Source organism: Segatella sp. (genome assembly GCF_977051555.1).
Map to the genome: position 1 here is coordinate 30,743 of NZ_CDRSSE010000019.1, position 22,486 is coordinate 53,228.

General features: G+C 46.1%; 12 protein-coding genes, 2 tRNA genes and 1 pseudogene. 2 read left to right on the forward strand and 13 right to left on the reverse strand.

Translation table 11 applies throughout. The annotated features are described in order from the left end of the window. Nucleotides 1-12: 12 nt before the first annotated feature. From ACWJAO_RS06460 to ACWJAO_RS06515, 12 genes and pseudogenes are all read right to left on the reverse strand, one after another. Entirely contained in the window at nt 13-2,106 is a 2,094-nt protein-coding gene (locus tag ACWJAO_RS06460) for a hypothetical protein (RefSeq protein WP_449139665.1), read from the reverse strand. A 409-nt stretch (nt 2,107-2,515) separates the two neighbouring features. After that, complete coding sequence (locus tag ACWJAO_RS06465; RefSeq protein ID WP_449139666.1) at nt 2,516-6,010, reverse strand: autotransporter-associated beta strand repeat-containing protein; 3,495 nt, start codon at nt 6,008-6,010, stop codon at nt 2,516-2,518. A 61-nt stretch (nt 6,011-6,071) separates the two neighbouring features. After that, a pseudogene (locus ACWJAO_RS06470) lies at nt 6,072-8,161 on the reverse strand (hypothetical protein). A gap of 179 nt (nt 8,162-8,340) precedes the next feature. Then, nucleotides 8,341-9,555 (reverse strand): aminotransferase class V-fold PLP-dependent enzyme, encoded by a 1,215-nt coding sequence (locus tag ACWJAO_RS06475; protein ID WP_449139667.1) that lies wholly within the window; start codon nt 9,553-9,555, stop codon nt 8,341-8,343. A gap of 36 nt (nt 9,556-9,591) precedes the next feature. Then, nucleotides 9,592-10,935: a Fe-S cluster assembly protein SufD gene (gene sufD / locus ACWJAO_RS06480; protein WP_449139674.1), complete on the reverse strand. Its 1,344-nt coding sequence runs from the start codon at nt 10,933-10,935 to the stop codon at nt 9,592-9,594. Between the two features lie 15 nt (nt 10,936-10,950). Next, the gene (gene sufC / locus ACWJAO_RS06485; RefSeq protein WP_022120772.1) at nt 10,951-11,706 is read right to left on the reverse strand and encodes a Fe-S cluster assembly ATPase SufC; all 756 of its coding nucleotides are present in this window, start codon (nt 11,704-11,706) and stop codon (nt 10,951-10,953) included. 5 nt (nt 11,707-11,711) lie between these two features. Next, a complete protein-coding gene (locus ACWJAO_RS06490; RefSeq protein WP_449139668.1) occupies nt 11,712-12,092 on the reverse strand; it encodes a hypothetical protein in 381 nt (126 codons plus the stop codon). A 26-nt stretch (nt 12,093-12,118) separates the two neighbouring features. Further along, nucleotides 12,119-13,570, reverse strand: a complete 1,452-nt coding sequence (gene sufB / locus ACWJAO_RS06495) for a Fe-S cluster assembly protein SufB (RefSeq protein WP_294700358.1) — start codon at nt 13,568-13,570, stop codon at nt 12,119-12,121. A 93-nt stretch (nt 13,571-13,663) separates the two neighbouring features. Further along, nucleotides 13,664-16,507, reverse strand: coding sequence for a translation initiation factor IF-2 (gene infB, locus ACWJAO_RS06500; RefSeq protein ID WP_449139669.1), 2,844 nt, complete (start codon nt 16,505-16,507; stop codon nt 13,664-13,666). 61 nt (nt 16,508-16,568) lie between these two features. Next, entirely contained in the window at nt 16,569-17,831 is a 1,263-nt protein-coding gene (nusA, locus tag ACWJAO_RS06505) for a transcription termination factor NusA (RefSeq protein ID WP_217312965.1), read from the reverse strand. A gap of 3 nt (nt 17,832-17,834) precedes the next feature. Next, nucleotides 17,835-18,302, reverse strand: a complete 468-nt coding sequence (gene rimP / locus ACWJAO_RS06510; protein WP_449139670.1) for a ribosome assembly cofactor RimP — start codon at nt 18,300-18,302, stop codon at nt 17,835-17,837. A 153-nt stretch (nt 18,303-18,455) separates the two neighbouring features. Next, nucleotides 18,456-20,120 (reverse strand): S41 family peptidase, encoded by a 1,665-nt coding sequence (locus tag ACWJAO_RS06515; protein ID WP_449139671.1) that lies wholly within the window; start codon nt 20,118-20,120, stop codon nt 18,456-18,458. A gap of 272 nt (nt 20,121-20,392) precedes the next feature. On the opposite strand from ACWJAO_RS06515, the gene ACWJAO_RS06520 reads away from it, so the two are divergent. Both ACWJAO_RS06520 and ACWJAO_RS06525 read left to right on the forward strand, forming a co-directional pair. Further along, nucleotides 20,393-20,466: transfer RNA gene (locus ACWJAO_RS06520), tRNA-Asn, on the forward strand. A 50-nt stretch (nt 20,467-20,516) separates the two neighbouring features. Next, nucleotides 20,517-20,590 (forward strand) — tRNA-Asn (locus tag ACWJAO_RS06525). A gap of 199 nt (nt 20,591-20,789) precedes the next feature. Here the strand turns inward: ACWJAO_RS06525 and ACWJAO_RS06530 are convergent. Further along, entirely contained in the window at nt 20,790-21,680 is an 891-nt protein-coding gene (locus tag ACWJAO_RS06530; RefSeq protein ID WP_449139672.1) for an Rpn family recombination-promoting nuclease/putative transposase, read from the reverse strand. Nucleotides 21,681-22,486 lie beyond the last annotated feature (806 nt).

The window sequence follows — 22,486 nt, forward strand, 5'->3', positions numbered from 1 at the left end:
ATTTCCTACCAACTATAAGAGGGGCTTCAAGCCTTCCCATTTCACATCCCAGTTTCCATCTTGTGGGAAACCTGGATTGGGATGAACACTTCCGTCCCAGCCTGCACACATCATGGCTACAGCCATCAGGTAACCTCCATTGCCAGGAAGATAAAGACGAAGACGACCATCCTGATAGTTATGACCGCTTACAAGATAGGTGTTCTTCTGCTGCTTCATCAGCAAGGCTCCTACTGCATTCTCGGGCTCTCCCATGCGAGCGGCTCCCATAGCCATCATCGGATAATCCCATCCCCAGGATGTCTCCCACTTCCAGTTCTTCCAAATCCACTGCTCTGTCTTCTTCATCGTGGCAAAGTCAATCTGGCGACTATTATATGGGAACAGACCTATCGCTCCCATCACTGCTGGGTGATCGCTAAACATCTTTTCATTCTTATAGGTATCAGGCTCGGTCTCTGCTGCGAGATACAGACTGTCCTTGGATGCCAATGGAGATATCTTCTGAATGACATCATCCCAATGTGCATTGCGCTCCTTGCCCAATCGCTCACGCCAGGTCTGTGCAATCTGAAGGGCACAATGCCACTGACTCAACTCGAAAGGAGGATTGATGGTTGTTGCTGCTGGCAGAGTTTCCTGAGCTGCTATACAACCACGAAGGATATAGCGGTCGTTCTGCTTGTCATAATCAGCAAAGTCACCCATAAACTCGGCGGTTTCATCGACCAAACGTGCATATTTCTGCAAGAGTGCAGGTGTTGGGTTGGCACGATAGAGCAACTCAGCCAAATAAATAAGGTGAGGCTGTTGCCAGATCAGGAAACTTCCCACTCCTGAAGGTGCCTCTCCTACCCAAGGGTCGGTCATCTTCATCCAGCGCACTCCTTTGAATCCCTGTCGCTCGGCTATCTTGCGGGCATTGGCCTCGGCCTTGAAATACCAAGAAAGCGAACGCTCCAACATCTCGGGGTGTCCCCACAAGGCAAACTGTGCCTGATGCCAGAGAATCATCTCCAAATGGAACTTTCCGAACCATGAATTATAGGTAAGACCCGTCTCCTGTGGAGGAGTTTCGCCTGCATCCTGAATGGCAAGCAGGTACTGGCTCAACACCACGCGACGCTCCATTTCCTTGGCACGTGGGTCCTTACAGTTGGAGAAGTCGACCATGCCGCCCTTCTTCCAATAACCTGTCCAGTACGCCTTGGCTGCATCTGCCACCTCGGCAAAGGTCTTGTTGGCAGAAGATGTCTGCTCAGCATATTCGCAGGTAAGTTTCAGGTCGGAAGACTTAGCCTGCAACTGATAGAAGTTCTTTCCCTTCTGCTTCAATTTAGCAGAGCCCTGCCATCTTAACATCACAAAATATACGGTTTCATCGATTATTCTCTTTAAAACTGCAGAGTTGGATGTTTGAGCAACAAGTGTCGTGGAATGCAACTTATCCTTAGTCCAGTCGCAGGCATCATCACAATGTCCACCAGTAGGATAAGCAAAGCGTACATCCACAGCGATGGTTCCCTTAGACTGTATGTGAGTAGCTATCATATCGAGAACAGGGTCACAGGTTGTTTCTACCTGGTAAGCCTTACCTTTATATATAAAGCTGCTCTTGATCATACCTTCCCACATGTTCAGAGTCTGGTCTATCTGCTTGATCTGCTTAGGATCTGCACCCAGCGACAATCCCAATGTACCCAAATGCAGACGATGAGGGTTTACACGATACCAGTCGCCGGCAGCCTTGGCTCGTTTGTTGTCCTTTACCTGTGTGGCATAAGGTTCCTTACGGCCTCTGCCAAAATCGTAATAACGCCAGCTTTCCTCTGGTTGATAGTTCTCTGGATTGGCAAAAGAATGCCAACCCCAGTCGCTCATTGTTCCCAATGGCACACCAAGAGAATAAGACTTAGGGAAAGACTGTAAGCCTGTGCCATCAACTGTCATGGCAAAACCACCATTACCTACAGAGAGCGAGTTGAGCGAATCCATTGTTGTAACATGTGGATTGTTACGCTCTACCACCTTCTTTCTATCGATGGGTTGCTGAGCCATAGAACTCAAAGCAAACAACAGGCAAATACTTAAGATTAATTTTTTCATTTATTTTTATTGTTAGCTATTTTTCGATGGCAAAATTAGTGCTTTTCACATATTATTGCTATACAAAATTGTACACTATCATATATTTCTATTCTATCAGATGTATTTTTATATTCTTTGAAGAATAAAGTCCGCCCAACACGCATTTTTGCCAATAAATCTTATTCATAAATTAGTCTTTAGATTCCTATTGTTTGTTAAGCAGCTTCATATTCTGGTTAGGCTTCTTTATAAGAACAATAGTGCTGTATAAAAACTATCGTTCAGAGGCTTATACGATGGCAATGTTACTCATTTTTTGAGAAAGAAATGAATAACCTGAAAACAAATCGTACCCCGGTGTACAATATTAGTGGGAATGTACACAAATCGTACATTCCCACCAGCTTGTTGCCTCAGAAACCTTTGGCTATCTTACTATTTTACGAGTAAGCACTTCGCCATTCCTGGTTGTAATACGATACATAAAAGTACCTTTACCTACCGCAGCTATCTTCTTACCCGACATATCGAAGCATTCTATCTTCTTGATATCTTTGCCCGCCAAGACACCTTTGATGGATGTGGGATTGCCAACAACCTTCACCACACCTTCCGTGGCGAGTTTTGATAAATCCCAAGTCTGACCATCGCCAGGAGTTTCAGGAATCATCTGCACTTTGCCATTCACCTTTACTCCGGCAGAGAAGACAGGAATCGTCTCGGCATCCACGAAGCACAAAGCATCAGCCTCCTCTCCTATCTGAATCACGGCACCATCTTCCAACGTTACCGAACCGGCAGTGATTGTATTATAAGAAGAACCATCTGCCAGAAGACTTACGACACCTCCGGTTCTCACCTCCAGATTTCCCTTCAAGGTCAATCTCGCACCATTGGCACCTTCCTCTACATCGCCAGCCTGGAGCTTACCTCCTTCATAAATCCTTACAAGACCCGCAATGCTTCCCTTACCAGAAAGGATGGCATCTTTCATGACGTTCACGGCACCTGTGCCACTATTCGTTCCATTAACAATAAGGTTACCTTTCAATACATTGGTAATTCCCTTATAATCGTTGTTACCCGTCAAGCGCCAGTAACCAGTACCCGTCTTCGTGATAGAAACAGTTCCCTGGTAACCACTTCCACCCGCAGCCCAGTTGTTAATCTTTCCTGCAAAGGTCTCGTTGGTATTTGCCGAACCCACCGTCCAAGTACAAGTGAAGCCCTTGGTTTTCTTGCTCGAACCACTGAGATAGGTTTTCGAAGTACCCGACAAACCGCCAATCTTCAAATTCGAGTTGGTTTCCCATGAAGCCAAGCGGGTATTACCCGTTGCCTCAATCACAGCATTCGGCAGCGTAACACTGCCACTGTTGAACAAGAGCAACGAGCCGTCTTTCTCAGAAGATACACCATTCGCTATCAATCGGCCCGTAAACTCAGCATAGTTGCCCTGAAGATACTCACGCAGATAAGGAATGTTCAACTGTAAGTTGCCGGAACCTGTTACCTTGTTTTTCAGGTAGCAAAGGCGGTTAGGCGAGAACTGGGAGGTAGTACCTTCCTTCACCTCAATAGGGAAAGAATAGGTTTCATAACCATTAGACTCTCCTTTGGTCTTGAGTTCTCCACCAGCCATTACGAGTTTAGAAGATGAGCCGATACCCGCCTTGGATATATCTGTTGTTGATAGATTTAGCTTGCCACCACGAAGAATGGTTGCTCCCTTGTAGCCAAAGAACTTATTGGTACCGATGGTAACCTGACCTTCACCATTGAAAGCCAAATCGCCATCACCCTCGAACATACCATTCAGAGTTACAGTTGCATCCCCTTCTGCTATGTTCAGTTCCGTTTCACTCTTAACCTGTGCTGCTCTATCTGTAGAGGTTGTTCCACCTGTATATAAATAGGTACCACCATCGAAAATCCAACTTTGAGCAAAGTTGGCACTTGCTCCTATCGCACTAGGCTCACTTCCATTCTTCAGAGAATTAATCTCCAAAATGCCTTCATGAAGAACCGTCGGACCGGTATAACTATTCAATGTATTCAAAACCAACGTGCCTTCGCCTCCCTTATTGACAGAAGCCTCACCACTAATGGCTCCTGCGCCTTCAACAGCTACCCTGCCATTGCCTTTCACAACAACAACGGCTGGCGAAACAGTCTCACTCAAATTCACATTAACGTCACCAGCGGCATCAAAAAGCACATTCTTGCCATTAACAAAGGCATCCTGTCCCTTATTCCAACTCTTACTCTTCAAATCCCAATCGGTAGCAGACGGATTCCAGGTTAAGTCTGGCTGATAGGAATCAATATCTACCATACCCGTCTCCACAGGACGAGTTGCCATGGTGAGTTCTGGAGAATATTCAGAATACTTGCCGGCATCAGCAAAAGCTCTCACTCTTACCATGTAAGCTACACCTGGTTCCAAGCCCTCGATGGTGCAAGAAGTACTATTGGCAGCAGTGCGAGCCACTTCCTTCCACAGAATCTCATCTTTCTTAGTTATTTCAACGCAGAATCCATCTTCAGCATAGGTATAGTCACACCATTTCAACTTAATGGAAGAACTGGTAGAAGAAACAAACTCTACGCACATGGGCATACGGAGGAAATAGTCGCGGTCAGCTACGGTAATGCTATTGATATAATTCTCAATATTAGCATAACCATTAGCAGCAATCACCAAGGCATCATCCTTATTAGGGTCGGTACCATTAGCCTTTTCCCAAGCATCAGGCATACCATCGCCATCGCTATCTATCTTCTTGTTTCCGCCCCAAACCGTCCATTTGTCAGGCGTACCATATGGAAGATTTTCCTCATTTGCCAATAACTCTCCTTGCCTGCCCAAGGAGTTCACCTCATCAACCATGTAACAATCGCTGTAATCACGATAAGGCAGAGAAGCACCCACTATCGGAAGAAGATTCTCCAACAATGTATTTCCTGCCCACTTAGGCATCTCAGGATAATCATAACGGGTTGACTGGCGTACACCGGCAGCATAGTTGGTTACTTCCTTTGGATCAAACTTGCCATCCATATTGCTATCTTGCCAATTGTCCTCTCCATAGAAGTTGAAGGCACCCTCGCCAGCGCCACCAGAGAAGGCATTGCCACCATTGGCAGGACCATTGATGAAAAGATTTCCTTCTATGTTCACAAAGGAATCTCCCTTGGAGTCTCCACCCATGATATAGCATCCATTCTTCCAGTTATACACGATGTTATTCACATACTGGTTGATGCCTTTTATCTTATTGTTACGAGTAGCATTGTCAACATACAGATTACGATAAAGGGAAATATAATCTGACTGCATCAAACCGCCAGCGCTATGAGGCATCAGTCCCTGCCCCATGATACAATTGGAGATGGTGATGTAATCAGGATGTTTTCCCTTGTCATCAGGATTGATAGAGAATGTCTCATCTAATCCCCAAGAAAAAGAGCAGTGGTCAAAGATCATGTTCTGACCATAAGCAATACCTGCCGCATCCTTACCCGAGCTACCTTTATGACCCATACGAAAACGCATGTGGCGCACAATGATATTGTCTGCACCAGAGAAGGAAACGCCATTGCCATAGACGGTGATTCCTTCACCTTGTGCCGTCTGACCCGCAATATACAGATTATTCTTGAATACCAAACGGTCTTTGATATTGATGACACCAGCTACATCGAAGACGACGAAACGGTTAGGCTGACTGATTGCATCGCGCAAAGAGCCGGAACCAGAGTCGTTCAGGTTGGTGACATGATAAACTGCTCCACCTTGACGCGCTCCTGCTGCAAAACGTCCCCAGCCCTGAGCATCAGGAAAGGCCAACTGCTGCGCTTGTGCAGCCAGGCTGCCTCCAGCCAACAAGGCTGAAAACAAAATTTTATTTGTTCTATTCATAGGTACTTGTATTAATTATTAATTCGTTGAAACTCAATACCGATTCTTCTCAGATTGTGCATCATGGCAAAGGCTTCAAGTCTTCCCACTTCACATTCCAGTTGCCATCTTGCGGGAAGCCTGGATTAGGATGAATACTACCATCCCAACCGGCACACATCATGGCTACCGCCATCAAGAGGGCACCATTGCCAGGAAAATAAAGACGAAGTCTGCCATCTTGGTAATTATGTCCACTTACCAGATAAGTATTCTTCTGCTGTTTCATCAACAGAGCACCCACGGCGTTCTTGGGTTCACCCATGCGGGCGGCTCCCATAGCCATCATCGGATAATCCCATCCCCAGGAGGTATTCCACTTCCAGTTCTTCCAAATCCACTGCTCTGTCTTCTTCATCTTGGCGAAGTCTATCATCCTACTGTTGTAAGGGAACAAGCCGATGGCACCCATCACTGCAGGATGATCGCTGAACATACGTTCCTTGGTATAGGTATCAGGTTCTGTCTCTGCTGCGAGATACAGACTATCCTTGGATGCCAAAGGAGAAATCTTGGCTAGGATATCATCCCAACGGGGTTCACGAGTTTTTCCCAGACGAACACGCCAATCTTGAGCTATCTTCAAGGCGCAATGCCATTGACTCAACTCAAACGGCGGATTTACCGTAGTTGCAGCAGGCAAGGTTTCTTGAGCAGCGATACAACCTCGCAGAATATAGCGATCGTGCTCTTGATCATATTCTGCAAAGTCACCCATAAATTCCGCGGTTTCATCGACCAATCTAGCATACTTCTGCAAGATAGCAGGAGAAGGATTAGCACGATAAAGTAATTCCGCCAGATAAATCAGGTGTGGCTGTTGCCAGATTAGGAAACTTCCCACACTAGAAGGAGCCTCTCCTGCATCTGGATCGGTCATCTTCATCCAGCGTACTCCCTTGAATCCCTGTCGTTCTGCTATCTTTCGGGCATTTGGTTCTGCCTTGAAATACCAAGACAAAGAACGTTCCAACAGTTCCGAATGCCCCCACAGTGCAAACTGTGCCTGGTGCCAAAGAATCATCTCTAAATGGAACTTGCCAAACCATGAATTATAGGTAAGTCCTGCTTCTTGAGGAGGAGTTTCTCCTGCATTCTGGATAGCCAAAAGATATTGGCTCAGCACCACTCGTCGCTCCATCTCCTTGGCACGAGAATCCTTACACTGCCCGAAATCTACCATCGCACCTTTCTGCCAGTAATGGTTCCAATAAGCCTTGGCTGCATCCGCCACTTCACCGAAAGTTTTACGGGCAGAAGATGTTTGCTCGGCATACTCGCAAGTCAACTTCAGGTCGGCAGACTTCGCCTGCAACTGATAGAAGTTCTTTCCCCTTTGCTTGAATTTTGCAGAACCCTCCCATCTCAACATCACAAAATAGACGGTTTCATCGACGGTTCTCTTCAAAACTGCCGATTTTTTATCCTGCGCTACGAGCATTGTGGAATGAAGGTTATCTTTGTTCCAATCGCAGACATCGTCAGCATGACCGCCTGTAGGATAAGCAAAGCGGATATCCAAGGCGATGTTTCCCTTAGACTGCACATGAGTGGCAATCATATCAAGTGTTGGGTCACAAGCCGTCTCAACCCGGTAAGCTTTACCTTTATATATAAAGCTACTCCGAATCATGCCATCCCACATATCCAAGGTCTGATTCACTGCTCGATGTCTTTTGGATTGAAATCAAGCGATAGACCCAATGTACCCAGATGAAGGCGATGAGGATTCACACGAAACCTGTTACCAGCAGCCTTCTTTCGCTGATCATCCTTGATCTGAGTAGCCTAAGGCTCTTTTCGCCCACGCCCGAAATCATAATCACGTCAACTTTCTTCCGGCTTGTAATTCTCAGGGTTAGCAAAAGAATGCCATCCCCAATCACTCATTGTTCCAAGAGGTACTCCCTTGGAATATGACTTAGGAAAAGACTGTAAACCCGTTCCATCCACAGTCATTGCCAACCCGCCATTGCCTACAGACAATGAATTCAGCGAATCCATCGACTCAACATGAGGGTTGTTTCTCTTTACCACTAGTTTTCTGTTGATGTTCTGAGCTGTCAAGCTCAAAGAGAACAACAGAAGTACACTTAATAACGTTTTCTCCATTTTCCGGTTTTTAAGTTTATTTGTCGGTGCAAAGTTAGCCTTTTCATCGGGACTTTGCAATATACTATCGTACATTAGCATACATATCTATTCATATAGGCAAGACCATGTATAAAACAAAAAAGGGTGTGCCTATCAACACACCCTAATATAATATATATATCAAAATATTTTATTTCTTAGAACATCATAGCCACACGCTTTACACCAGCTACCAGCGCATCAACCTCTTCCTTGGTATTGTACAGGGCAAAGCTGGCACGAACAGTGCCGAGAATGCCGTAGCGGTCCATCAAAGGCTGAGCACAGTGATGACCGGTACGAACGGCGATGCCCAGACGGTCGAGCAAGGTGCCCATATCCATGTGATGAATATCACCAACCAAGAAGCTGACAACGGCATCTTTGCCCTCCTGTTCACCAAAAAGTCTGATTCCATCTATGGTTCGCATCTGCTCCATGCAGTAACGGGTCAATTCCTGCTCGTGCTTGGCAATGTTATCCATGCCGAGTGCAGAAACATAATCGATGGCTTTTGCCAGACCGTGGGTAGCTACATAATCAGGAGTACCAGCCTCAAACTTGAAAGGCAATTTCTCGAAAGTAGTCTTCTCAAAACTTACACTCTCAATCATTTCGCCACCGCCCTGATAAGGAGGCAACTTGTCGAGCCACTCTTCCTTGCCGTAAAGCACACCGATACCGGTAGGACCATAAATCTTATGTCCGCTGAAAGCGAAGAAATCGCAATCCATATCCTGTACATCCACAGCAAAATGAGGAGTACTCTGAGCGCCATCCACCATGACAGGCACATCGTGCTCATGAGCTATCTTAATCATCTCTTTTACCGGATTCACCGTACCGAGCACGTTGCTCACCTGCGCAATGCTCACGATTTTGGTGCGTTCGGTGAATAAATTAGCGAATTCATCGATGTTAATCTCACCTTTATCATTGATAGGAATCACACGGATGGCGATTCCCTTCTTGGCAGCCTGCAACTGCCAAGGCACGATATTGGAGTGATGCTCCATGGTAGAGATAATCACCTCGTCGCCCTCGCTCATAAAGGCATCGCAGAACGATGAAACCACGAGATTCAGACTCTCTGTAGTGCCACGGGTAAAGATGACTTCCTCAACCTTAGGCGCATTGATAAACTTGCGCACGGTTTCGCGGGCTGCCTCATGAAGGTCGGTAGCCTGCTGAGAGAGATAGTGAACACCACGATGCACATTGGCATTTACATTGAGATACTCGTCGCGCATGGCATCGAGCACGCACAATGGCTTCTGCGTGGTTGCCGCATTATCCAGATACACCAATGGCTTATCATAGACCTTTCTCGATAAAATCGGGAAATCTGCTCTTACTTGATTGATATCATACATAATTTTAAGAACTTAACTCCTTTAAAAGTATATTATCTACTTGCAAAGCTTGCAGCCCTCACACTTATTGAGTTCACCACGGAATCGCTTCTCTACGAGATGATGTAGGCGATCACGCAATGGCTCCAGCTCCATCTTGTCGATGACTTCGTTGATAAATGCAAACTGAAGGAGCAACTTAGCCTCCTCACGGCTCACACCACGCTGCTGCATATAGAACAATGCGGCATCGTTGAGCTGACCTACAGTACTTCCGTGCGCACACTTCACATCATCGGCATAAATCTCCAGCATCGGCTGGGTGAACATACGGGCAGTCTTCGTTGCACAGAGGTTCTGGTTGGTTTCCTGAGAAACAGTCTTCTGGGCACCATGACGAACCAATACTCTGCCGGCAAAAGCACCACGTGCCTCACCATCGAGCACATACTTATAAAGCTCGTTGCTGGTGCAATGACCCACCTGGTGGTCGATGAGCGTATTGTTATCAACCACCTGGTTCTTGTCGGCAATCACACAACCATTGCAGAAGCACTCTGCTCCCTCGCCCTTGAATACGAGGTCGAGGCGGTTGCGGGTGATACCATTATGAAGGGTGATGACGTTATGGTTTACACGGCTGTTAGCCTGCTGCTCGATATAAACGTTGCTGACACGGCGGTTCTTGTAATGAGTCTCCTCCAGACAATAGAGGTCGAGACTGGCATTCTCGCCAACAAATGCCTCGATAACCTGGGTTGCGAGGAAATTCTTGTCATCAGCTGCATGGTCGCAGAAGAGGAACTTAGCCTCAGCGCCCTGTTCCATCACGATGAGCACACGGCGGTTTACCATCAAATCTACATCCGAACGGAGAATATTGATAACCTGAATGGTTCGCTCCACCTTTACGTTCTTTGGAACATAAATCAGCAAGCCATCCTGTGCGAGGAAAGTATTCAGTGCGGTGATGCCATCTTCATCGGTTTTGGCAATCTTAGCGTAGTATTTCCCGATGAAATCGGGGTTTTCTGCAGCAATCTTGTTCAAAGAGTCTACGATAACACCCTCTGGCAACTCTACTTTTGGCAATGCCTTATTATAAAAAGCATCGTTCACCACAAAGTAGAGCGAAGTGCTCAGGTTAGGCACATCGCAGCGGAAAGCCTCGTATGGATCTACCGGAATTTCCAGGCGATTCAAGTTCAAGCCATAGTCTGGCTCGAAGATGGCGCTCATATCTGTATACTTGTATCTTTCTACCTTTCGGGAAGGGAAGCCCAGGCGACGGAAGTCCTCGAATGCAGCATCGCGCACCGCATTGAGCACCTCAGCACTGTTCTTCTTGATTATTCTCGAAGAAGACTGATACAAGTCTAAATATTGTTTTTCTGAAAGCATAGCCATCCTCCTTATTTATTTCTCATCTACTTCAGCCTTGATCCAGTCGTAGCCACGAGCCTCAATCTCCTTGGCAAGTTCAGGACCGGCAGTCTTCACGATTCTACCTTTATAGAGTACGTGAACCACGCTTGGCTTAATCATATCGAGCAGACGCTCGTAGTGAGTGATGACGATGGCAGAAGTCTTGTCGGTATGCATCTTGTTCACACCGTCGGCCACGATACGCATCGCATCCACATCGAGACCAGAGTCGGTTTCATCGAGGATAGAGAGCTTTGGCTCCAGCATAGCCATCTGGAAAATCTCGTTGCGCTTCTTCTCACCACCCGAGAAACCTTCGTTTACAGAACGGCGAGCCAACTTGCTGTCCAATTCTACCAACTCGCGCTTCTCACGCATCAGCTTCATGAATTCGCTTGTATTCAATGGTTCCAAACCCTGATACTCACGCTTGGCATTGATAGCCGCACGCATGAAGTTGGTCATGGATACGCCAGGAATCTCCACCGGATACTGGAAAGAGAGGAACAAGCCTTCACGGGCACGGTCCTCTGGCTTCATATCCAGAAGGTTCTTGCCGTTGAAGATAGCCTCACCCTCGGTTACGGTATAGAGAGGGTTACCTGTAAGCACAGCGCTCAAGGTTGACTTACCGGAACCGTTAGGTCCCATGATAGCATGTATCTCACCATCGTTGATAGTCAGGTTGATACCTTTCAATATTTCTTTGCCTGCAATAGTAGCATGCAGATTCTTTACCTCTAACATAATTGTTATAAAATTGTGTCAATTAATAAATCACATACTGATTCTAACAATGTAGGTGGCTTGGTCCACCCCCATTGCTCAAACAAAGGAGGAGGGTCTAACACCACGAAGCTACATTCACCAGAGAGTATAATATCATGTGAGAAAGCTGAAACACTGTTATTTTGCAGCATGATAGAAGCCGTTGAAGATGGAGCAGAAGCATCCAACTTAAAATAGCCATAAAAATGCCCATCGACAGTATATATCGGCCTATACTCAGAAGCAAAACCTCTTACAATCGAATCTTGTTGAGCAGTCAAATTTACAGGTCTTATCTTGGAAAGGATCTGACCAAAAGCATTCAAATGCACTGCCAACAGCAATAACAAGATACAGTTTTTCATCACAAGCCTCACTTTCTATTCATTTTTTATCCTACAGTTCCTTCGAGTGAAACACTCAGGAGTTTCTGTGCCTCAACGGCAAACTCCATAGGCAACTTGTTGAGCACATCCTTGGCATAACCGTTTACGATCAAGCCGACAGCCTCCTCGGTAGGAATGCCTCGCTGATTGCAATAGAAGAGCTGGTCTTCTGAAATCTTCGAGGTGGTTGCCTCATGCTCGAACACGGCTGTGTCGTTATGGGCATCCATATATGGGAAGGTATGCGCTCCACAATCACTTCCCAGCAACAAGGAGTCGCAGGAGCTGTAGTTGCGGGCATTGTCAGCATTGGATGTAGCACGAACCAGACCTCGATAGGAGTTCTGGCTATGACCTGCCGAGATACCCTTCGAGATGATGGTACTCTTGGTGTTCTTACCCATGTGAATCATCTTGGTACCGGTATCGGCCTCCTGATAGTTGTTGGTAACAGCTACGCTGTAGAACTCAGCTACAGAGTTGTCGCCACGCAAGATGCAGGAAGGATACTTCCAGGTAATCGCAGAACCTGTCTCTACCTGAGTCCAACTCAACTTAGAGTTCACGCCACGCAAGTCGCCTCGCTTGGTTACAAGGTTCAATACACCACCCTTACCATGTTCATCACCAGGATACCAGTTCTGAACGGTAGAGTACTTCACCTCTGCATTATCCTTGACGATAATCTCTACGATAGCCGCATGGAGCTGGTTCTCATCACGCATTGGCGCTGTACAACCCTCCAGGTAAGAAACGTAGGCATCATCATCGGCGATAATCAATGTACGCTCAAACTGACCGGTGTTACGGGCATTGATGCGGAAGTAACTGCTCAACTCCATCGGGCAGCGGACGCCCTTAGGAATATAAACGAATGAGCCATCACTGAATACGCAACTGTTCAAGGCTGCATAAAAGTTATCACGATAAGGAACCACGGTTCCCAGATACTCTCTTACCAAATCAGGATGCTCCTTCACAGCCTCACCGATACTGCAGAAGATGACACCTTTCTCACGGAGTTTCTCCTTGAAGGTAGTCTTCACCGACACAGAGTCCATGATGGCATCTACGGCGGTACCGCTCAAAGCCAGACGCTCCTCCAGAGGAATACCGAGTTTGTCGAATGTCTTCTCCAACTCAGGATCAATCTCCTTGTTTTTTGGCTTCTTTGCCAAAGGGTCTGCATAGTATGAAATCTCCTGATAGTCAACAGGTGGCACGTGCACGTGCCCCCACTTTGGCTCCTTGAGCGTCTTCCAGTAATTGTAGGCTTTCAGACGAAATTCGAGCATCCAGTCTGGCTCTCCCTTCTTCTGCGAGATCAGGCGCACAACATCCTCGTTGAGACCCTTTTCTATGATTTCAGTATGTACATCGGTGGTAAAGCCGAATTCATACTTCTGCTCAGCCACCTGCTTGACAAACTGATTCTTTTCTTGTTCTTTCTCTGCCATTTTATTTAGAATAACCTTTCGTTATTTTAACCCTAAATAGGGATAAGCCGCTGAGGACTCATCCCTACCTTATTATATATAATATATGCTATATTACAATTTCTGCTCTACCTCGATCTCTGTGAAGGTCTCGATAACGTCGCCCTCCTGGATATCGTTGTAGTTGACGAGGCTCAAACCGCATTCCATACCGGTAACCACCTCCTTGACATCGTCCTTGTAACGCTTCAAGGCACCGATTTCAGCAGTACGGATCACGATACCATCGCGGATAACGCGAGCCTTATCCTTAGCGTGTACCTTACCCTCGGTAACAAGACCACCGGCAATAGTACCCACCTTGGAAATTTTGAAGGTCTGCTTAACCTCAACCTGACCGGTAACGATTTCCTTCTTCACCTTGTCGAGCATACCTACCATCGCGCTCTTGATATCATCGATAGCATCGTAGATGATAGAGTAAGTATTGATTTCAACACCCTCACGGTCGGCAGCCTTGCGAGCATCGGCAGATGGACGAACCTGGAACCCAACGATGACAGCATCTGAAGCAGATGCCAGCATCACATCGTTCTCAGAAATCTGACCCACAGCCTTGTTGACTACGTTCACCTGAACCTTCTCGGTAGAAAGCTTGATGAATGAGTCGCTCAATGCCTCAACAGAACCGTCGGTATCACCCTTCACGATGACGTTCAACTCATGGAACTCACCACGTGCGATACGGTGAGAGATATCACCCAAGGTCAAGCGCTTCTGAGTACGCAAGCCCTGCTCACGCTGCAACTGCTCACGCTTGTTGGCGATTTCGCGAGCCTCCTGCTCAGTCTCGATTACGTGGAACTGGTCACCTGCTGTAGGTGCACCATTCAAACCGAGGATGATAGCTGGCTCTGCAGGAGCAGCTGACTTGATGTTGGCATTACGCTCATTGAACATTGCCTTCACACGACCCCAAGAAGTACCGGCGAGTACGATATCACCAACCTTCAAGGTACCGTTGGCAACCAATACGGTAGAAACATATCCACGACCCTTGTCGAGAGAAGACTCGATGATGGTACCTGTAGCACGACGGTTAGGATTAGCCTTCAAGTCGAGCATATCAGCCTCGAGGAGCACCTTGTCGAGCAAATCGTGAACACCGATACCCTTCTTGGCACTGATTTCCTGGCACTGATACTTACCACCCCACTCCTCAACGAGCAGGTTCATGTTTGCCAAGTCCTCACGGATACGGTCTGGGTTAGCACCTGGCTTATCAATCTTGTTGATGGCGAATACCATTGGCACACCGGCAGCCTGTGCATGGGCGATAGCCTCCTTGGTAGTAGGCATCACAGAGTCATCGGCTGCGATGATGATGATGGCGATATCGGTAGCCTGAGCACCACGGGCACGCATGGCGGTAAACGCCTCATGACCTGGAGTATCAAGGAATGTAACCTTGCGGCCACTCTTCAATGTCACACTGTAAGCACCGATATGCTGGGTAATACCACCTGCCTCACCGGCAATCACATTGGTATTGCGGATATAGTCGAGCAAAGAGGTCTTACCATGGTCTACGTGACCCATGACGGTTACGATTGGAGCACGTGGAACCAAGTCGTTCTCATCATCCTCTTCCTCGCTCACGGCCTCCTGAACCTCGGCACTCACGTATTCGGTCTTGAAACCGAACTCCTCAGCCACCATGTTGATGGTCTCTGCATCCAGACGCTGGTTGATAGAAACCATGATACCTACACCCATCAGGGTAGAGATAACCTGAGTAACGCTGATGTCCATCATCGTAGCCAACTCGCTAACGGTAACGAACTCAGTGAGCTTCAGGGTCTTGCTTTCCTTCTGTTCCTGGCGAGCCTGATCCTGCAACTTCTCCTGCACAGCCTCACGCTTCTCCTTACGGTACTTAGCACCCTTCTTGTTCTGGCTCTTGCTGGTCAAACGAGCGAGAGTCTCCTTTACCTGGCGTGCTACAGCCTCGTCGTCCACCTCAATCTGGCGCTGGTTGCCGCGGTTGTTGTTATTGCCGCGATTATTATTGTTATTATTTCTGTTGCGGTTTTTATTCTTCTTGTTATTACCGCCATTGTTGCCATTGCCTCCGCCATTATTCTTAGCTTCGGCATTGATGTCAACACGTTCTTTGTTGATACGAACACGCTTTTTGCGCTCATTGTGCTGTTGAGCCATTTTCTCCTCACGTTCCTTGCGGCGCTCCTCCTTGGTTTTCTTCTTAGGACGAGTGCTCTGGTTGAGGGAAGACAAATCTATCTTGCCCAACACCTTAGGCTCATTAGCAGTAAACTTCTTCTCACTCTTGAGAGTAAACACGCTGTTGTCTGCTGCGCCAGCAGAATGCTGTGCAGTTTCATTCTTAGCATGATGATGCTCTTTCTTTCCCTGAGGAGCATTCTGCTTATTCATCTGAGCGTTTGACTGCTGTGATTTCTGATGATTTTCCTGTTTCATTTGCTGTTTATGCTGAGAAGCCTGTTGTGGCTTCTGTTCCTTCTTTTGCTCAGCCTTAGGAGCGTCTTTCTTCTGCTCAGGACTGACGGCAGCAGTCTCAGGCTTTTCCGCAACAGACTCTGCAGCAGGCTTCTTACCGATATTGTCCAAGTCAATCTTTCCCAGCGGCTTATACTGCTGCTGTCCATTAGACTCCAACAAGCTTTCAGCGCGATTGTCCTTCTGCTCTGGCGCACGCTTCTTATCTTTTGCTTTTTTGGCAAAGAGTTTCTCAGCCTGATCACGAACCTCTCTATCCTGACTGAAGGCATCATTCAATGCCTTGTATTGCTGGTCGGTGAGTTTGAAGCTCGGTTCTGCCTTGACATCTCCCAGGTCTTTTCTTTTCTCTAGGAATTCAACTGCCGTCTGAAGTCCTATATTTAATTCACGTAGTGCTTTATTTAATCTGATGCTCATAAATTATTTATTCTCCTATTTTTAAAGTTAGATTCCCTGCAAGCACTCGCTGGCAAGGGAATTATTGTTCGAATTCGGCGCGCAACACGCTGAGTACATGATCAACGGTCTCCTCTTCGAGGTCGGCCTTCTCAATCAGCAAGTTGCGAGGTGCATTGAGTACCTGCTTGGCAGTATCAAGACCGATGCCCTTGATAGCATCGATAACCCACTGGTCAATCTCATCAGAGAACTCATCCAAGTAGATATCCTCATCGGCCTCATTCTCGTCTACCTCACGGAATACGTCGATGGTATATTCTGTAAGCATAGAAGCCAGTTTGATGTTCATACCGCCACGGCCGATAGCCAAGCTAACCTCCTCAGGCTGCAAGTAAACCTCTGCCTTCTTGTTCTCATCATCAACATTGATTGAAGAAACCTTGGCAGGAGCCAACGCACGCTGGATGAAGAGCTTGGTATTGCTAGAGTAGTTGATGACATCGAGGTTCTCGTTGCAAAGTTCGCGAACGATACCATGAACGCGGCTACCCTTAACACCTACACATGCGCCAACTGGGTCGATACGCTCATCGAATGTTTCAACAGCAATCTTAGCACGCTCTCCCGGAAGACGGGCGATACGGCGGATTGCGATCAGACCGTCTGCAATCTCAGGAACCTCAGCCTCCAACAGGCGCTGCAGGAAGATAGGAGCAGTACGGCTCAAGATAATCTTTGGATTATTGTTCTCATTGTCTACACGGAGGATGACCGCACGAACAGTCTCACCCTTGCGGTAAGTATCACCTGGAATCTGCTCAGTCTTAGGCAACATGAGCTCGTTGTTCTCATCGTCTACAATCAGAACCTCGCGCTTCCAAACCTGATAAACCTCACCAGAGATAACCTGACCTACGCGATCCTTGTACTTGTTGTAGAGTGAATCATGCTCCAACTCAAGAATCTTGGAAGCCAAAGTCTGACGAAGAGTCAAGATGGCACGACGACCAAACTTGTTGAAGTCAACCGTCTCACTTACATCCTCACCAACCTCGTAATCCGGCTCAATCTTACGAGCCTCTGAAAGTGTAATTTCCTTATTTTCATCTTCAACTTCGCCATCAGCAACAACTACACGGTTGCGATAAATCTCGAAGTCTCCCTTATCAGGGTTTACGATGACATCAAAGTTTTCGTCACTACCAAAAATCTTGGCAAGTACATTACGGAAGCTCTCCTCCAATACACTTACCAATGTAGTACGGTCGATATTCTTTGTTTCTTTAAACTCGCGGAATGTATCAATCATACTCGCTGTCAATTCTTGCTCTTTTTTAGCCATAACTTAATTGAAACTAATTATGTATTTTGTATATTTTACTTTATCCATCTGGTAAACGTGGTCAACCTCCTGTTTTACCGGACGTTTTTTACCTTCAACCTTTACCTTTTCTTCAACGCCAACTGTGAAGTCATTTCCTTCAACAGCTTTCAGGATACCTTTTACCTTCTTGCCGGCGGCATCAAGTACCTCAACCTCCTTGCCAATGAAATTGATATACTGCTGTGGAACTTTGAACGGCTGACCCAAGCCTGCAGAGCCAACTTCGAGCTCATAGTCTTCCTCGTCACGGTTCAAATGATCCTCAATATACTTACTCAAGGCAACACAATCCTCAATCCATACTCCATCGGCATGGTCAATCTCAACAACGATTCTATCGTCGGGACTGATTTCAATGCTCACCAAGAAATATTCCTTATCTTGGAGCCATTCTTCAACTAATTTTTTTACGACGTTTTTATCAATCATATATACCTTATTAAAATAAAATGAGGAACTCTTGTGAGCCCCTCATTCCACTGAACGTTGCAAAATTACAAATATTTTTGTGATTAACCAAAAAAAATGCAACTTTTTATTCGCAACGTGCACATTTTTAATTGATTGTGCACGTTTTTGTACTTATTTCTTCACCGGATGCAGTATTTTTTCGTATTCTGATGGAGTTTTCAGCAATTTTACTGCTTCCTTAATCTGCTTGTCATAGCGCATGGAATTCTGGATGGCACCGCGCTGGAAATAATAGGCAGAAACGATGTCATTTTCCAACAGATGCTTGATGTAATCCTTGTTATAATCCAGATCCTTTGCCACATTATGACTCAGTTTTTTCTTCAAAGCCTCAAACTCTGACTTGGCATCATCGTAGTAACCTTCAAACTTAGCGAGTTTCTCCAAGTCCTTGAGATACTTTTCTGTTTCACGGTCATACTGGAAATTAGCCTTCAGTACACGTGCCTTGAATTCGTCATAGTCGGCATCGGTCAGCGAGAATTCCTTCGCTGGAGCGATAGTAGGATGCTTGGCGATATAATCTATCTCATAATTGAGCATCACCTCATTACTGTCGCGGGCACCAGCCAGATAAAAGGCGATGTTTGGCAAAGAATCAGGCTTTACCTCTACATCCGGTTTCACGCCACCTCCATCTCTCACTTCCCTGCCACCAGCGGTATAGAACACTTTGGTAAGAGAATCGGGAACATGCTCCACATAACCGCCCTTATCGTGCTTATAGTTGAGTGCCTGAACGCATCGGCCGCTAGGAATGAAATATTTAGCAGTAGTGAGTTTTACCTGTCCGTTATAAGGCAAGTCCATGGTTGTCTGCACCAATCCCTTTCCATACGTGCGCGTACCTAATATTACAGCACGGTCATAATCCTGGAGACTGCCGCTCATGATTTCACTGGCACTGGCAGAATTCTCGTTCACCAATACCACCATCGGCATAACGGAATCAATCGGTTCAACCGTAGTCTTATAAACATGATTAGAACGCTGCAGCTTTCCCTTCATCTCCAAGACCGTCTTACCTTTAGGCAAGAACATATTGATGATATTGACCGCTTCGGTTACCGAACCGCCACCATTATTACGCAAATCGAAGACAAGGCTCTTGGCTCCCTGCTTTCTCAAATCGATGAAAGCACGGCGCACTTCCTTGGCACACTGCTCGGTAAAGGAATTGAAGTTGATGTAACCGATACCACCTTCCAGCATGCCATAATAAGGCAAGAACGGCAACTGGATGGTACGGCGGGTTACCTTCACCTTCAAGGTTTTACCGGTACTTGGGCGCTTTACCTTCAGCATAAAGGAAGAACCCGGGTCACCGCGAAGATGATCGCTGACATAGCTCACCTCCTTATTGGTCATATCCTCATCATCAATACTCAGGATGATATCACCCTTCTTCAGTCCTACTTCTGCAGCAGGCATATTCTCATAAGGTTCACTGATACAGACGCGCTGCAACTGGAAGTTGTAACGTATCACCGCACCCACACCCGCATACTTGCCGGTGAGCAGGTTCTTGAGTTCCTTCATCTTCTGCTCAGGATAATAGGTAGTATAAGGGTCGAGACTACGCAACATGGCATTGATACCATTACCGACCACAACTTCTGCATCGAGCGTGTCTACATACATCAAATCGAGATTCTTGTAGATGGCATTGAATATTTCCATATTCTTTGCAGCTTTGAAGTCATGGTCTTTGTCAACCTGGGCAAAAGTTGGAGCTGCCAGGAGCACCATAAGCAAGGAGAACAGTATTTTTTTCATTGTTACCTTATTTAATTGTATATGATTCAACTTATTGATTATTTTCTCCCCTCTTTCCGGCATTCGCCATCAAGAGAAGATTTCGACCACAAAAGTACTCATTTCTTTGCTAAAAACACCATAAAAGAGGCAAAAAGTGGCACAAAGACAAGAAAAAATACACTTTTTTAGAGAAAAAGCGAAAAAAGTCAGCGAAAAATTTGGCAGAATGGAGAAAAGTTAGTACTTTTGCACACGCAAATAAGGAACGCCACGTTCTTTGCTGAAAAAACGCTTCAATAGCTCAGTTGGTTAGAGCACCTGACTGTTAATCAGGGGGTCGTTGGTTCAAGCCCATCTTGAAGCGCAAGAGAGTTTCAGGTTAGCCTCGTAACTCATCTTCTTTCATAGCAAATTGCTTCAATAGCTCAGTTGGTTAGAGCACCTGACTGTTAATCAGGGGGTCGTTGGTTCAAGCCCATCTTGAAGCGCAGAAAAGAGTCGCAAGTTTTACTTGTGACTCTTTTTGTTTATCCTCACGCGGAGCAAGAACATTCCGTTTATTCTGCGTAATCTGATGAATAATGACACACCCTCTTTCACAGCACTTCACAGGAAAACGACAAGGGTCTATATGCCACGATGAAAAGGTGGCGTATAGCCCCTTGATTATATGGCGATATTCGTTATTTACATCTCCGCTTTCAGCAGCTTTATCTCCTCTGCCGTCAGCTCCGTCATATCCATAATCGATGCTTCATCCATTCCATTTGCCAGCATCTTCCTGGCAATCTCAAGGCTTCGCAGGTTCATGCCTTCTTCTCTGCCTTCTTCTATGCCTTCAGCTCTGCCTTTCTCCATACCTTTCTGGTATCTGTCATCTAGGAGGGTTCTTTCAACACTTACGGAATCCCAGAATTTGTCGTAGGCTCTGAGCTCGGCATCTGTAAAGCCGGATATCTCCAGTTCCTCTACAGCTTTTCCTATCTCCGGATCATTAAGCAGGTCGGAAGGAATCTCCTTCGTGTTGGAATTGATTTCTGTGAGGAAGCGGAGCCACAAGACCATCATACGTTTGTCGGCGATAGAATGAGGTGTGAACTTCGGGAGCTCAATGAAGGTGAAATGTAAGCCTTTAATTACCTTGCTGCTGTCCTTATCATGCACGATGCGATAGTTGTGGATGAAATCCGGAGTATCATGCGCAAAGATATCATTCACAAGATTCAAGGAATATACGGGTTGCAACTCACTGTATTTTCCTCCCTTTTTAGCTTGACTCACATAGAGCTTAGACGCATTGAACAGTACTCGCTGCTGGAAAGCGTCAGACCATTCCATCTGCATCTCCACGCAGAACTTTCTGCCTCTGGCATCTTTGCAGAGTACATCCACTATGGTATTCTTACCCCCTTCGAGTTGGGGCACAAGTTCTGTAGGCAGATACTCTATCTCGTGTATCTGCTCTTCTTCGCTGAGTGGCAGGAGTGCGTTCAGAAGGCTGATCAGTCTTTTAGGATGATTGCCGAATATCTTCTTGAACGTAAGGTCTGCCTTAGGGTCTAAGTACTTCATAACCATCTGTTTTAAAATTCTCTAGCGCAAAGTTACGACTTTATTTTCAAACCTGCAAGAGTTTTCTGTGAAAAGTTTCAGAAAAAGTTAGAGATTGTTGAATATTGAGTGTTGAATGGGCTATATGCCACGATGAAAAGGTGGCGTATAGACCCTTGATTATATGGTGATATTTGTAATCAATATCTCCGCTATTATATTTATTATGTATTGCTCAGATTTTTAATGATTTCCAAAGGTAGCTGTATCACACTTCAGTCAAGCAACTCAAGTAGTTCAGTAAGACAATTCAAGTAGTTCAGTAAGCGAGTTCAGACGTCTAAGTTAGCTGATGCAGACGTCTCGATAAACTTACAGATACGTCTCCGTTAGCTTACGCAGTAATATCTGTAACCCGATACAGCCATATCCGTAACCCGATGCAGTCATATCCGTAACCCGATGCAGTTATATCCGTAACCCGATGCAGCCATATCAGTTACCCAATACAGCCATATCAGTTACCCGATGCAGCCATATCAGTTACCCAGCGCAGCCTTCATATGAACAAATTTTATGTCATTATCTATCATCCATCACGATTTACATCACTTACGACCATTAACGTACTAATATACAGATACTTGAATAGCGTGATAGATACTTCAAAAACGGGAAAATCCATCACGCTATCCGTAAGCGGCTCGTAAGCGGCTCCGCGTTTATACCTTGCATAATTCAAAAAAAGCAGTAACAGCTGATTAAACAAATGCTGTTACTGCTTTTTCCATCTATCAGGAAGTAAGTCTCTGTATTTTTCCAGTGGGGTATTC